This window comes from Saccharopolyspora flava (assembly GCF_900116135.1).
Taxonomy (GTDB): domain Bacteria; phylum Actinomycetota; class Actinomycetes; order Mycobacteriales; family Pseudonocardiaceae; genus Saccharopolyspora; species Saccharopolyspora flava.
Window position 1 is genome coordinate 175,039 of the sequence record NZ_FOZX01000008.1, and the last position, 13,633, is coordinate 188,671.

At 71.4% G+C, this 13,633-nt stretch carries 15 protein-coding genes and 1 riboswitch; of the genes, 6 read left to right on the forward strand and 9 right to left on the reverse strand.

The window, feature by feature from the left end:
• Positions 1-153: 153 nt before the first annotated feature.
• Together BM424_RS21610 and rpsT are read right to left on the reverse strand one after the other, a co-directional pair.
• Positions 154-534 (reverse strand): VOC family protein, encoded by a 381-nt coding sequence (locus tag BM424_RS21610; RefSeq protein WP_093421069.1) that lies wholly within the window; start codon positions 532-534, stop codon positions 154-156.
• A gap of 187 nt (positions 535-721) precedes the next feature.
• A complete protein-coding gene (gene rpsT / locus BM424_RS21615) occupies positions 722-982 on the reverse strand; it encodes a 30S ribosomal protein S20 (protein WP_093421072.1) in 261 nt (86 codons plus the stop codon).
• Positions 983-1,191: 209 nt separating this feature from the next.
• On the opposite strand from rpsT, the gene BM424_RS21620 reads away from it, so the two are divergent.
• Together BM424_RS21620 and BM424_RS21625 are read left to right on the forward strand one after the other, a co-directional pair.
• The gene (locus BM424_RS21620; RefSeq protein WP_093421074.1) at positions 1,192-1,998 is read left to right on the forward strand and encodes a TSUP family transporter; all 807 of its coding nucleotides are present in this window, start codon (positions 1,192-1,194) and stop codon (positions 1,996-1,998) included.
• A gap of 23 nt (positions 1,999-2,021) precedes the next feature.
• The gene (locus BM424_RS21625) at positions 2,022-2,912 is read left to right on the forward strand and encodes an EamA family transporter (protein ID WP_093421077.1); all 891 of its coding nucleotides are present in this window, start codon (positions 2,022-2,024) and stop codon (positions 2,910-2,912) included.
• Here the strand turns inward: BM424_RS21625 and holA are convergent, their stop codons facing one another.
• Positions 2,913-3,899 carry a DNA polymerase III subunit delta gene (gene holA / locus BM424_RS21630; protein WP_093421079.1) on the reverse strand — a complete coding sequence of 329 codons (987 nt, stop codon included), beginning with the start codon at positions 3,897-3,899 and terminating at the stop codon, positions 2,913-2,915.
• Between the two features lie 97 nt (positions 3,900-3,996).
• Positions 3,997-4,134, forward strand: a riboswitch (SAM riboswitch).
• Between the two features lie 14 nt (positions 4,135-4,148).
• On the opposite strand from holA, the gene thrC reads away from it, so the two are divergent.
• Positions 4,149-5,417 (forward strand): threonine synthase, encoded by a 1,269-nt coding sequence (gene thrC, locus BM424_RS21635; RefSeq protein WP_093421082.1) that lies wholly within the window; start codon positions 4,149-4,151, stop codon positions 5,415-5,417.
• Positions 5,418-5,534: 117 nt separating this feature from the next.
• On the opposite strand, the gene BM424_RS21640 is transcribed toward thrC, so the two are convergent.
• From BM424_RS21640 to BM424_RS21665, 6 genes are all read right to left on the reverse strand, one after another.
• Positions 5,535-7,886 (reverse strand): DNA internalization-related competence protein ComEC/Rec2, encoded by a 2,352-nt coding sequence (locus BM424_RS21640; RefSeq protein WP_093421085.1) that lies wholly within the window; start codon positions 7,884-7,886, stop codon positions 5,535-5,537.
• A complete protein-coding gene (locus BM424_RS21645; protein ID WP_175548205.1) occupies positions 7,883-8,695 on the reverse strand; it encodes a ComEA family DNA-binding protein in 813 nt (270 codons plus the stop codon). Before BM424_RS21645 ends, BM424_RS21640 begins: the two co-directional genes overlap by 4 nt.
• A 123-nt stretch (positions 8,696-8,818) precedes the next feature.
• Positions 8,819-9,679 (reverse strand): DegV family protein, encoded by an 861-nt coding sequence (locus tag BM424_RS21650; protein WP_093421087.1) that lies wholly within the window; start codon positions 9,677-9,679, stop codon positions 8,819-8,821.
• Between the two features lie 35 nt (positions 9,680-9,714).
• On the reverse strand, positions 9,715-10,335 hold the full coding sequence (locus BM424_RS21655; protein ID WP_093421090.1) for a histidine phosphatase family protein: 621 nt from the start codon (positions 10,333-10,335) through the stop codon (positions 9,715-9,717).
• The gene (gene rsfS / locus BM424_RS21660) at positions 10,332-10,715 is read right to left on the reverse strand and encodes a ribosome silencing factor (RefSeq protein ID WP_093421092.1); all 384 of its coding nucleotides are present in this window, start codon (positions 10,713-10,715) and stop codon (positions 10,332-10,334) included. Before rsfS ends, BM424_RS21655 begins: the two co-directional genes overlap by 4 nt.
• A 393-nt stretch (positions 10,716-11,108) precedes the next feature.
• Complete coding sequence (locus tag BM424_RS21665) at positions 11,109-11,801, reverse strand: DUF1990 family protein (RefSeq protein ID WP_093421095.1); 693 nt, start codon at positions 11,799-11,801, stop codon at positions 11,109-11,111.
• 90 nt (positions 11,802-11,891) lie between these two features.
• On the opposite strand from BM424_RS21665, the gene BM424_RS21670 reads away from it, so the two are divergent.
• The 3 genes from BM424_RS21670 to BM424_RS21680 all read left to right on the forward strand — a co-directional run bounded on the left by BM424_RS21670 (position 11,892) and on the right by BM424_RS21680 (position 13,575).
• Complete coding sequence (locus BM424_RS21670; RefSeq protein ID WP_139274129.1) at positions 11,892-12,101, forward strand: hypothetical protein; 210 nt, start codon at positions 11,892-11,894, stop codon at positions 12,099-12,101.
• On the forward strand, positions 12,098-12,817 hold the full coding sequence (locus BM424_RS21675) for a DUF1990 family protein (protein WP_093421100.1): 720 nt from the start codon (positions 12,098-12,100) through the stop codon (positions 12,815-12,817). Before BM424_RS21670 ends, BM424_RS21675 begins: the two co-directional genes overlap by 4 nt.
• Positions 12,818-13,164: 347 nt before the next feature.
• Positions 13,165-13,575: a hypothetical protein gene (locus BM424_RS21680; protein WP_093421102.1), complete on the forward strand. Its 411-nt coding sequence runs from the start codon at positions 13,165-13,167 to the stop codon at positions 13,573-13,575.
• The last annotated feature ends 58 nt before the right edge of the window (positions 13,576-13,633 follow it).

Here is a 13,633-nt window from a genome sequence, read left to right on the forward strand (position 1 = left end):
CAGACGTCGGCCCGGGCTCCCCCGGCGGATGACGCGCAGGGTTCACCCCATAGTCCCACGCCACGCGCGGTGCCCGACGCCCAACTCCCGGTCGCCCCTCGCGCGCCGCGTCGCCAGGCCGGCGGACCGATCCGCCCCGAGGCGGCGGAGTCCCTAGTCGCCGCGTGTGTCGCGCCGGATGGGGTGGTCCGCGGGGACCTCGACGAGGACGATGTTCATCCCGTCGGGGTCGGCGATCCAGCCCTCGTGCAGGCCCCACGGCTTGTGCTCGGGTTCGGCGAGGACGGTGACGCCCTGCTCGCGCAGCTCGTCGAAGCTGGCGCGCAGGTCCCGCACCTGCAACCACAGCACCTGATCCGGGCTCGGACCCTGACCACCCCGGCCGGAGACCTCCAGGTACCCCTGCCCGAGGAAGAAGACGGTGCCGCCGGGGAACTCGCGGCAGATCGCCAACCCCAGCACGTCGCGGTAGAACCGCACCGACCGCTCGTGATCGGCGGGCCGCAGGATCATCCGGCTGTTCAAGACCTCCATACCGGTAGTTCTACCGGGAAACGCCCCGAAGCACCGAAACGGAGCTCAGCACGCCTGCCGATGTGCCGAGCGCCGGTGGCCGGGGTCCACGATCCGCTCGGCGCGCTGCAACAGCTCCAGGACCCGCTGCAGCGGAACGGCCCCTCCCCCGTCGTGGGGAAGGGGCCGTTCCGACGACCGAGAAGACTCAGATCTTGTTCACGCGAGCGGCCATGGCCGACTTCTTGTTGGCGGCCTGGTTCTTGTGGATGACGCCCTTGCTGGCGGCCTTGTCCAGCAGACGGCTGGCGGCCTGCTGCAGCTCGACGGCCTTGTCCTTCTCGCCGGCGTCAGCGGCCTCGCGGAACTTGCGGATGGCGGACTTCAGCGAGGTCTTCACCATCTTGTTGCGCTGGCGGTTCGCCTCGTTGGTCTTGATCCGCTTCATCTGGGACTTGATGTTGGCCACTGGTACGCCTCTTCTCTCGTCAGTCGAATCGCGTGCCGCACTCGATCGGCCCGGCCCGAAGACCGGTCTTCCTCCACGGCGGAATGCCGTACGACACGGTCGTCCATGCTAACAAGGCTCACCTGCGGCTTCGCCGGGTGGTCCAGGCGCCGCGAGAGCGCTCACAACCGCTCGGAATCCGGTGTGCGCAGGCCATACGGTGACACCTCGTGCTCACCGCGTTGAACTGGCCCGGATTCGCCGATCTCACCCTCGCCGGGCTGCTGTTCCTCTGCGCGGCGGCGTTCCTGGCCGGGGCCGTGGACGCGATCGTCGGCGGCGGTGGGCTCATCCAGCTGCCCGCGATGCTCATGCTGCTGCCGGGCGGCGAGGTCATCTACTCGCTGGCCACCAGCAAGATCGCCGCGATCGCCGGCACCTCCGCGGCGGCCCGCACCTACGCCAAGCGCACGCCGATGGACTGGCGGGCGGCGCTGCCGATGGCGCTGGTGGCGCTGCTCGGCTCGCTGGGCGGGGCGGCGCTGGCCGACGCGCTGCCGTCCTCGGTGCTCAACGTGATCGTGCTGATCGCCCTGGTCGTCGTCGGCATCTACACCTGGCGCAAGCCGGACCTGGGGTCGGTGCACGCGCCCCGGTTCGCGCGGCGGCTCCAGCTGCTGCTGATGCTGCTGGGCGGTGCGGTGATCGGCTTCTGGGACGGCATCGCCGGGCCGGGGACCGGATCGTTCCTGGTGTTCTGGCTGGTCAGCCTGGTCGGGTTCGCCTTCGTCACCGCCTCGGCCACCGCGAAGGTGGTCAACGTGGCCACCAACCTGGGGGCGCTGGTCTTCTTCATCCCCGCGGGCAAGGTGCTGTGGGGGCTCGGTCTGGTGATGGCCGCCAGCAACATCGCGGGCAGCGTGCTGGGTGCGACGCTGGCCGCCGGTCGCGGATCGGCGTTCGTGCGCCGGGTCTTCCTGACCGTCGTGGTCGGTCTCGTCGTCAGCCTCGGCTGGAAGATCGCGCTCAGCGCCTGATCGGGACTAGGCTCCTGAGGATCATGGGGGCTGTCGCCGTCGTTCTCGTCGTGCTCGCCGCGTTCGCGCACGCGGGCTGGAACTTCTTCGCCAAGCGGGCCGGTTCATCCGGTGCCGGTTCATCCGGGGCCGGTTTCGTGTGGCTGACCGCGAGCTGCTCGGCGGTGCTCTACCTGCCCGTCGCCCTCGGCACCCTGGTGTGGGGAAGCCTCCACGACGGCGTCCCCTCCCCCACGACGTTCCTGCTGGGCGTTCTCGTCAGCGCGATCATCCACCTCGGGTACTTCCTGCTGCTGCAGCGCGGCTACGCCGTCGGCGACATGTCGGTGGTGTACCCGCTGGCCAGGGGCACCGGGCCGCTGCTGTCGATGCTGGTGGCCGTGCTGGTGCTGCAGGAACGGCCCGGCTGGCTCGGCGCGTGCGGCGGGCTGCTGGTGGTGTGCGGGGTGTTCGTGATCGGCCTGTCCGACGGCGTTCCGCGCGCCGGGACGAACCTCGCCGGTGTCGGGTTCGGCCTGCTCACCGGGGCCCTCATCGCCACCTACACGGTCTGGGACGCGCACGCCGTGACCGGCCTGGCGCTGTCCCCGCTGCTGTTCGACTGGGCCAACAACCTCAGCCGCAGCGTCCTGCTCGGCCCCTACGCGCTCCGCCGCCGCGAAGCGCTCGCGCGGATCTGGTCGGAGCACCGGCGGGAGATCATCGCCGTCGGCGTGCTCTCGCCCCTGGCCTACATCCTCGTGCTGTTCGCGATGCAGCTCGCGCCGGTGAGCCTGGTGGCCCCGGCGCGGGAGCTGAGCATCGTCGTCGCCGGGCTGCTGGCCTGGCGGGTGCTCGGCGAGGCGCAGCCGGTGCGGCGGATGACCGGCGCGGTGGTCGTGCTGGCCGGGGTGGTGCTGATCGGGGTGGCGTGATCAGCCGCGCTGGTTGCGCAGCGACACCAGGCGCAGGACGGTCTTCTCCAGGGCGTAGTCGGCGTCGGCGGCCATGCCCTTCACGCCCGCGTTGACCTCGGCGACGACCTGCAGCGCGGCGGACAGGCTCGTCGGCGTCCAGCCCCGCGACTGGGACAGCGCCTTCTTCACCTTCCACGCGGGCATGCCGAGATCCCCCGCCAGCCGGTAGGGATCGTTGCGGCCGCCCGCTGCCGCGACGCGGCCGATGGTGCGCACCGAATCGGCCAGGGCGTCGGCGATGAGCACGTGCGGCACCCCGAGCTGGATCGCCCAGCGCAGCGCCTCCAACGCCCCGGCGCGGTCGCCCACCACGGCCTTCTCCGCGACCGCGAACCCGGTCACCTCGGCGCGGCCCCGGTAGTACCGGCCGACCGCGTCCGCGTCGATCTTGCCGCCGGTGTCGGCCACCAGCTGCGAGGCCGCCGCCGCCAGTTCCCGCAGGTCCGAACCGACCGCCTCGATGAGGGCGTTGACCCCGCCCGAGTCGGACTTGCCTCCCGCGCGGCGGATCTCGTCCCGGACGAACGCCTCGCGGTCCGCGGGCTTGGTGAGCTTCTTGCACTCGGTGACGCGCGCGCCCGCCTTCTTCAGCGCGTTGGGCAACTCCTTGGCGTGCTTGGCCCGGCCACCGCCGCTGTGCACCACGATCAGCGTGATGCCCTCGGCGGGCTGCTTGGCGTGGGTCAGCAGGGCTTCGGCGATCTCCTTGCCCGCGTCCTGAGCCGACTCGATCGCGAGCACCCGCGCCTCTGCGAACAGCGAGGGACTCAGCATTTCAGCGAGCTCAGGAGGGGTGAGCTCACTCACCTTCACCCGGCTGAAATCGGCCTCCGGATCGGCGGCGCGCGCGGCACCGACCGCCGCCCACATCGCGCGCTCGACCAGCAGCTCTTCGTCCCCGAGCACCAGGTGCAGGGGGTCGGCGACAACGGTCGGTGAGCTCATGCGGGCATGGTCCCACGGAGCGGCGACAGTCCCGCCATCTGGATGCGCACTGGCCAGGAAGACGTGCGTTCCACTAACGTTGCCGCCACAACCGAATAGCTCATCCAGAGGGGCAGAGGGAACGGCCCGTTGAAGCCCCGGCAACCGTTCGTCCGATGCATCGTGCGAAAAACCGGCGCGAGGTCACGGACGCAAACAGGTGCCAATTCCGACCCGTCCGCGGGACAGATGAGGAGAGGACCTCGCGCGATGACTGCTGCTGCCCACGCCGCCACGACCGCCGGCACGAAGCTCGATCTCGGCAACGCCGTCGAACTGGTGTCCAAGGAAGAGGGACACCGGCAGCCGCTGGCCCCTGAGTTCGTCTCCCTCGAGGACTTCTCGCCGCTCGAGGTGGCCTACGACTTCCCGAAGCTCCGCCGCGAGGACATCGAGGCCGGTCCGCGTTCCATCTGGCGCTACAAGCAGCTGCTGCCGGTGCCGAGCACCGTCGACCAGATCCCCAACACCGAGCCCGGCTGTACCCGCTTGATCCAGGCGGACAACCTGGCCAAGGCGCTGGGTGTCAAGAAGATCTGGATCAAGGACGACACCGGCAACCCCACGCACTCCTTCAAGGACCGCGTCGTGGCCGTGGCGCTGGCCGCCGCCCGCGAGTTCGGGTTCAAGGTGCTGGCCTGCCCGTCCACCGGCAACCTCGCCAACGCCGTGGCCGCCGCCGCGGCCCGCGCCGGCTGGGACTCGGTCGTGCTGGTGCCCAAGACCCTCGAGCGCGCCAAGATCCTGATGAGCGCGGTCTACGACGGCTCGCTGCTCGCGGTCGACGGCAACTACGACGACGTCAACCGGCTGGCCACCGAGCTCGCCGGTGAGCACGAGGACTGGGCGTTCGTCAACGTCAACGTCCGGCCCTACTACTCCGAGGGTTCCAAGACCCTGGCCTTCGAGGTCGCCGAGCAGCTGGGCTGGCGTCGTCCCGAGCAGATCGTGGTGCCGATCGCCTCCGGCTCGCAGTTGACCAAGGTCTACAAGGGCTTCAACGAGCTCAGCCAGGTCGGCCTGGTCGAGGACTCCCCGGTGAAGATCTTCGGCGCGCAGGCCACCGGCTGCTCCCCGGTCTCCACCGCCTACCGCAACGGCCACGACGTGGTGCAGCCGGTCAAGCCGGACACCATCGCCCGCTCGCTGGCCATCGGGGCCCCCGCCGACGGTCCGTACGTGCTCGACGTCGTCCGCAAGACCGGCGGCGCCATCGAGGACGTCACCGACGACGAGGTCCGCGCCGGCATCCGCCTGCTGGCCCGCACCGAGGGCATCTTCGCCGAGACCGCCGGTGGCGTGACCGTCGCGACCGCCAAGAAGCTCATCGAGGCCGGCAAGATCGACCCGGACGCCGAGACGGTCCTGCTGATCACCGGTGACGGTCTCAAGACCCTGGACGCCGTCGAGGGCGAGCTGGGCCCGAAGGCCACCGTGGCGCCGACGACCGAGTCGGTGAACCAGGCGCTGGGCCTCTGATCCAGCCGGGCTCCGATCCAGCCGGCCTCTGATCCAGTTGTAGGTCGAACCTCCTCTCTCGCGAGCGGGTGGTCGCCCCCACGGGCGGCCACCCGCTTCGTCGTCCACAACGGACGGTCAGTTCTCCTCGGCGCGCAAGGGATCTCCGCGAGAGACGAAGCGCGGTCCCCGCGGCCCCGGCAGGACCGCGATGTCCCCTTCCTGGTCGGTGCGCAGCACCCGGGCACCGGCGCGGGTGAGCGTGTCGATCACGAAGGCGTTGGGGTGGCCGTAGTCGTTGCCCGCGCCGACGCTGATCAGCGCGAGTCCGGGCCGCACCGCGGTGAGGAAACGCGGTGCGCTGTACCGGGATCCGTGGTGCGGCACCTTGAGCACGTCGGCTCGCAAGTCCTCCCGCGACGACACCAGCCGCCCCTGCCCCGGCAGCTCCACGTCTCCGGTGAGCAGCACCCGGCCCGCCGGGGTGGTCGCGCGGATCACCAGCGAGGCGTCGTTGGCGTCGTCTGCTGTCTGGGTCCGGGTCACGCTCGGATCCGGGGCCAGCACGTCGAGCACCAGGGAAGGCCAGGTCAGCCGTTGCCCGGCCTGCAGCGCGACGATCGGTGCGCGGTGCGCGCGGGTGTCGCGCACCAGATCGTCGAACGCCCACTCCGGTTCCCGCAGCGGTCCGATCCCCACCGCACCGACCGGCATCTCGCCGAGCACCGTGCGCAGACCGCTGACGTGGTCGGCGTGCAGGTGTGTCAGCACCGCCATCGACACGCGCTGGATCCCCAAGCGCCGCAGGCAGTTCGCGGACCGTCGGGGGTCCGGCCCGGTGTCGACCACCACGGCCTCCCCCGGCGTGCCGGTGGCCAGCACCAGCCCGTCCCCCTGCCCGACGTCGCAGGCCACCACGCTCCAGCCCGGCACCGGCCAGCCCGGCAGCATCGTGCGCACCGGCAGCACGACCAGGGCGCTGAGCAGCACCGCGACCACCGCCAGCAGCCGAACCCTCCTTCCTCGCAACGCGATCAGCCCCACCAGCAGCAACACCGCGAGCAGCAGTCCCCCACCGGTCCCGGTCGGCCAGTCGAACACCGCCCCCGGCACCGCGGCGGCGCGATCGGCGATCAGCAGCACCCACGCCAGTTCCGGGCCCGCCAGCTCGACGAGGAGCCCCGCGAGCCACGTCGACGCCGGTGCGGTGACGGTGGCCAGCACGCCGAGAACCGTCGCCGGTGCGATCACCGGTGCCGCCAGCAGGTTCGCCGGCACCGCGACCAGGCTCACCCCACCGGAGATCGCGGCGATCAACGGCGCGGTGACCACGTGGGCGGCCACCGGCACCGCGATCGCCTCCGCCAGCCCGACCGGGACACCGCGGGCGCGCAGCGCGGCCGCCCAGGCCGGGGCGAGCAGCACCAGTCCCGCCGTCGCAGCGACCGACAGGGCGAACCCGGCGCTGGTCGCCAGTTCCGGGAGCAGGAGCAACAGCCCGACGACGCTCGCCGCCAGGGCGGGCAGCGCCGAGCGTCGCCGCCCCAGCACCAGCGCCAGCAGCGTGATCGCCCCCATCGCGGCCGCGCGCAGGACGCTCGGCTCCGGTCCGGTCAACCCCACGAACCCGACCAGGACCAGTGCGGCGCCCACCGCGCAGACCACCGGGCCGAGTCCCAGCAGGTGCAGCAGCACCAGGACCGCGCCGCACACGATCGCCAGGTTGGCGCCCGACACTGCTGTGAGATGGCTGAGCCCGGCCGTCTCGAAGTCCTGCTCCACCTCCGGTGGCAGCCCCGCGGTGTCTCCGACCACCAGCCCGGGCAGCAGGCCCGAGGCTTCCGGGGACAGGTGCTCGGCGGAGACCTCGCGCAGTCCCGACCGCAGCTCGGCGGCGACCCGCTGCCATCGCGGCGGCGGGCTCACCTCGCTCGGCGCCTGGTGGATCGGCAGCATCGCGACGACCAGCCGGCCGTCCCGGGGCGGTGCCGCCTTGCCCCGGACGGTGAGCCGCTGCCCGGCGATCAGCCCGTGCCACCGGTCGGTCGGCACCAGCAGCACCACCGAACCGCCGGACTGGACGCGCCGACCGGCGACCTCGGTGGTCACCACTTCGGCGCGTGCCAGCGAGCGGTCCTGCGCCCGGCTGCCGCCGAAAGCCGCGCCGCGCAGCGGGGTCGGGGCGGAGGTCAGCTCGACCCGAACCGTCACCGCCTCGCCCCCGGTCGCCGCCCGCCGCAGCGGGTGCTCGGCGACGTCGTGGACCCGGACCGCGATCGCGCTGCCCGCGACCCCTGCCAGCAGCAGGACCACCAGCACGGCCCTGGCTCCCGCCCGGCGCCGCGAGAACCCCAGGACCAGCGGGGCCGCGATCGCGGCCGCCGAGGCCACCCCTGCAGCGCAGACCCACCCGGCCCGCAGGCCCAGCAGAGTCACCAGCCAGACCGCCGCGGCGGCCGGGACCAGCCGCAGGTCCGGCCGCCGGATCACACCCGCACCAGGTCGCGCAGCTTGGACAGCCGCGCGTCGCCGATCCCGCCGACCTCGCCGAGCTGGTCCACGGAGTCGAAGCGGCCGTGTTCGGTGCGCCACTGCAGGATTCGCTCGGCGGTGACCTCGCCGACCCCTGGCAGTCCATCGAGCTGCTCCTTCGTCGCCGCGTTGAGGTCGAGCCTGCCGTCACCACCACCGGAACCCGGCTGTCCGGACTGGGCCTGCTGGGCTTCAGGTGACACGGGGATGGCGACGTAGAGCTGCTCGCCGTCGGCGAGGCGGCGGGCGAGGTTGAGCCCGGTCAGGTCGGTCTCGGGCAGCGCGCCACCGGCCGCCGACACGGCGTCGGCGACCCGCGCGCCCGCGGGCACGGTGACCAGACCTGGCCGCTCCACCCGGCCCACGACGCTGACCACCAGCTCGGCGGGAGCGGTGGGACCGGTCGACACGGGTGCGGGCGGAGGCGGCAGCGGTGGCGGCGCGGACTCGGCCTCGGGCCGGTCCGACCAGGCGAGCACGAGGACCCCGGCCAGCACGACGGCGGCTACGAGCGCGACCGCGAGCAGCCCGGCTCGGCCGGGGTCCACTCTGGACCGCAGCAGGGGTTCCGGGAGCCATCGCTCGGCGAGCAGCGACAGCGGCGAACTTCGGCCGCCCTCGGGCTTTTTAACCGAGTAGTTGCGCTCGATCCGGTCGGTCGGTTCGTCGTGCTCGGCCTCGCGGCGCAGCGTCTGCAGCCGGGACCGGGTGCCGAGCTGCTCGTAGGAGTCGTCATCGGTGGCGCGGAAGAGCTTGGAGTCGAACATGTCGACGACGTTAGCGCGAGCGAAAGACGTTGTGCACGTTCATTTTTGGTGCATCTGACTACTGTGGATGGATACCCGCCGAGATTCAGCTCGATGGTGTGGAATCCGCGCCCCGAAGGGTTTTCAACCGCCGAAACGCCACCCGTTCGGGAGAACCACGACACCCACCGATCCGGGCCCGATGTGCGCCCCGATGACCGCGCCGACCTCCGAGACGACGCACTCGACCGACTCCCCCAGCTCGGCGGAGAAGCGCGCCGCGAGCTCCTCGGCGTGCTCGGTCGCGGCGAGGTGGTGCACCGCGATCGCCGCCGATCCGGAACCCGCCGCCTCCAGCGACAGATCGCGCAGCCGCGCCATCGCCCGGGTCGTGGTGCGCACCTTCTCCAAGGCGTCGATGCGCCCGTCGTGGACGTGCAGCAGCGGTTTGATCGACAGCGCGGTCCCCAGCACCGCCGCAGCGGTGCCGATCCGGCCGCCGCGCCGCAGGTACTCAAGGGTCTGCACGGAGAAGGTGGTGGTCGTGCGCGCGGCGGTGACCGCGGCCGTGTGCTCCACCTCGGCCAGATCCGCCCCGGCGGTCGCCGCGTCGGCGGCGGCCAGCACGGAGAAGCCCAGGCCCATCGCCGCGGACCGGGAGTCCACGACCCGGATCCGGTCGGGATCGGTCTCCCGCGCGGCCAGCCGCGCCGCGTCCCACGTCCCCGACAGCTGCCGGGACAGGTGCACCGCGACCACGCCCTCGGCCCCGTCGTCGAGAGCCCGACGGTAGGCGCGGGCCAGCTCTCCGGAGGTCGCGCTGGCGGTGGTCACCCGCTGCTTGCGCTCCAGGGCGTCGGCGAGGTCGCAGGGCGAGAACCCGGTCTCGTCGACGTGCTTCCCGCCGTCCACGCTGACGTGCAGCGGAACGACCCGGATCCCGTACCGCGAGGCGTACCCGGGAGGCAGGTAGGCCGTGGAATCGGTGACGACGGCAATGGACACGAGCGCAACCCTACGACGTCAGACGGCGGATGCGATCACGCGTGGCTCTGGGCGCCGGCGTTGTAGGCCATCAGGCGCCAGCGGTGATCGCTGGGGCTGCGGCGCTTGAGCACCACCCAGTGGCAGTTGCGCACACCGCCCAGGCCCGGCCACAGCTCCACGGGCAGGGCGAGCAGCTTCGCGGTGAGCGCGGTGATCAGCCCGCCGTGGGCGACCAGCAGCGCGGTGTCGGTGAACTGGTCGTCCAGCTCGGCGACGACCTCGACGGCCCGCGCGGCGACCTCCACCCGGGACTCCCCGCCGGGCGGCGCCCACGTCGGGTTCGCCCGCCAGGTGTTGAGCGCGCCCGGCCAGCCGTGCTCGACCTCGGCGCCGCTGAGCCCCTGCCACTCGCCGACGTGGGTCTCCCGCAACCGCTTGTCCAGCTTCACCGGCTCACCGCTGACCTTGGCGTAGGCGGCGGCGGTGGTCCGCGCGCGGTTGAGGTCGGAGCTGATGGCCACCGACGGCTCGAAGGCCGCGATGTCGGGGGCGGCCCGCTCGGCCTGCTCGACGCCGTTGGCGGTCAGCGAGCTGTCCAGGTGCCCCTGGATGCGGCCGGCGAGGTTGTAGTCGGTCTCGCCGTGCCGCCACAGCACGAGCCGGTCGAGGCTCACTCGGCGTCCTCCGCGGGCGCGCCCTGGTCGACGAACTCGATCCGCGGGCAGTCCTTCCACAGCTTCTCCAGCTGGTAGAAGGCGCGCTCGTCGTCGTGCTGGACGTGCACCACGAGGTCGACGAAGTCCAGCAGGACCCAGCGCCCCTCGCGGGCGCCCTCGCGCCGGACCGGCTTGACGCCCGCCGCGCGCAGCTTCTCCTCGACCGAGTCGACGATCGCTTCGACCTGCCTCTCGTTGGGCGCGGAGGCGATCATGAAGCAGTCGGTGATGACCAGCTGCTCGGAGACATCCAGCAGGACCACGTCGGTGGCCTTCTTGTCGGCCGCCGCCTGGGCGGCGATCAGGGCCAGCTCGCGGGCGTTCTCGGTGGCTGCCACGTCACTCCTCTCGGCCGGGCTCGGTGTGCCCACGCCGGGTAGCAGGATAGGCCGCCGGTCCCGGCTGGGATCCGCCCGGCCTTCGCGTACGAGTCCTTTATGCCCGAGCGCTGCGCCCGGGTCCACGCGGGCCCGCGGATCGCTCTGGCGGTGCGGCCGCGTTCGTCGTCGAAGCGCACCACGAGACCGGCTACCAGCGACGACGCCCCGGCTCGGGCCCTGACCAGGAGGAACAGCTGACCTCCCAACCGGTCATCGGTCTGCTGCACTCGCACCGCACCGAGGCGAACCGCTCGGGTGACGGGCGCGGAACCAACCGGCCGGTGCACGTCCGGCTGTGGTGATGGTCATGCGACGCGCGGACCGCTGGGCGCGAGGCTCCCCGTCGGCGGCTCAAGCGAGTACGCGCCGGGTCTCGATGGTCACTCCCCCGCTGGCTCGGCCGCCGCACACGCCCGCGATGCTCAAGCAGTAGCGCACCCACATGTTCAGCTGCATCTCCTTGGCCAGCCGGAGCTGGGCGTAGAGGAGGTTCACCAGCCCGCTGCTCGGGCGGGCCCACGTCTCGATCTCGAAGCGCAGGTGGTCGTCCCCCGGAACCGCGCGGAACTCGATCTGCCCCGCTTCGAGGTGCCCCTGCAGCGTCACGAAGCGGAAGCGGTCGGGTTCGCACGCGACGACCCGCACGGGACCGTCCCACGGTCCTGGCATGCGCACCACGAACTCGTCGCCGAGGCGCATCGCGTCGGTCTCGCCGCTGGTCTTGTAGAACCTCGCCACTTCGGTGGGGGCGGCGCAGTTGAGGTTCTCCTTCACCTGCTCCATCAGCTCGGCGGGGCCGCGCACCCCGTCCTCGATGCGCACGCTGAAGAGCCGGTGGTACAGCTCGCCCACCCCGGCCGCCTCCGGCTGGCAGCGCTCGTCGCGCAGCTCGCGGGGGATCTCCGGCGACGGCCGCTCATCGGTCCGCACCCGCACCTCGCTGCGGTGCAGCGGAGTCGTCTGCCACAGGTAGCGCCAGGAGACCAGCGCCATGCCCAGCAACCACCCCGTCAGCAGGGTGACGCGCCCGGTGATCTCGGCCATCTCGTTCCCTTTCGCGGAACCGGCTGGGAGCAGGGATGCTGGCATGGTCCCTCCAGTCGAGCAGGATCACACGTCAGCGAGGTGACATCGGTGATCGCGCAACTACACCGAATCGGCGTGCGCAGCGCGTACCTGCAGGCGGCGTCCATGGGATCGGTGGCCCTGTGCATCGGCCTGTGGATCCGGGCGAAGACCGTCGACCAGGAGGAGCGGGGCAACGCCGAGCGCAGGGCCCTGTTCGTCGGATTGTGGCCGCCCACCCTGTGGCTGATCGGCGACACCCTCCGCGAGCTGGAGTGAGCGGCTCCCGCGGCGGCCTGCTCACCGGCGTCGATCACGTCGCGGCGCTGGACGACCTGGCGTGGCGGCAGGTCAACTACGCGGCGGAGGAAGTGCGCGCGCCGTTCTGGAACGTCGACTCCCACCGCCGGTCCCTCGGCATCGAACGGCCCGGTCCGCCCGAACCGGGTGGGATCTGGGAGACCGCGTGCCGGCTGGTGCGCGACTACGAGTTCGCCACCCCGGGCCGGATCCGCGCGATCTACCGGCGCGGATCAGCGCTGCTGGGCCGGGATCTGCTGTTGGAGGGCCACTTCGCCGGTCTGCGCTTCCACATGGGCGTGCGCGTGACGGAGATCGTCGACGAGACCGGTCCCGAGCGGATCTGGGGCTGGTCGTACGAAACCCTCGACGGGCACCTCGAACGCGGAAAGATGAGCTACCTGGTGACCAAGCACCCCACCTCGGGCCGCGTGGAGTTCCTCGTCTCGGGGTATTCGCAGCGCTCACCCGATCTGGGCCCCGTGGTGAAGCTGGGCTGGGCGGTGTTCGGCAGGAGCACGCAACTCCGGTTCTACCGCCACTGCGGCGAGCGGCTGAACCGGCTGGTGCAGCAGGCCCTGGCCGGGCGTGCACCGGGCCCGGCGCACGTCGCGGACGGCGTGGTCCTGGCGCCCTCCGACGCGACCCCGCACCGGTTCGACGTCGTCCACGTCCGCCTTGAACACCCGGGCTGACCCGCGTGCGAATCTCCCCGCTAAGGACCCCACTCGGCTGGGGTTTCGCGGTAGAGGCCGCGTTTGGTGATGTAGCGCACCACGAGGCGCCGCGACCAGCGAACACACCCTTCATGAGGGCCTTGAACAGGAAAACACCGGTGCGAGTTTGTCGTCGTCCTCTGACGGCTGCCACACCGACTTGTGCCGGATTTGTACCCAATTGCTCATGTTCTGACGGATATAGCTCCCAGCTCTCGATGCAAGCGAACAGGGTCGTTTGGCTCTGTGTCGCGGCGTCAAGTTCGCGTGACCCTCGTGAAGCCTGTGCCCTCCTCGGCAGGAACCGCGCTTGCAAGGACCAGCTCATGAAACCGTTGGCGTCGTACACGGTCACGTACCGGGGAGGCCTGCCCGGTCTTCCGAAAGCCAAGTCCGGCGGCGTCAACCTGGCTGTCTGGGCTGATCGTTTCGCGTTGACGGGCAAGAGCGGGAGCAGGTTCTGGTCCGACTTGGTCATCCCGTACACGTCGGTCAGTGACGTCACGATCGCGGGCCGCCAGGTGAGCACCTTCGAGGCGATTGCCGGAGGGCTGGACTCACGGCAGCTCAACCAGCGCAACAACATCCACATCGCGTTCACGGACGACGACGGACGGTCCTTGGTGTTGCGCCTGGAGATGTTGACCGGGTTCGTGATCCCGGCCCAGGCAAAGCGGTGTGCCGAGCTCCAAGACCTGCTTCGCGTCAACAACATCCCCGCCCTGTTCTCAGCGTGAGAGACTTCCAAGGCCGAGAGGACGGGACCGCTCATCTCCGGAGGCTCGAACCCGGATC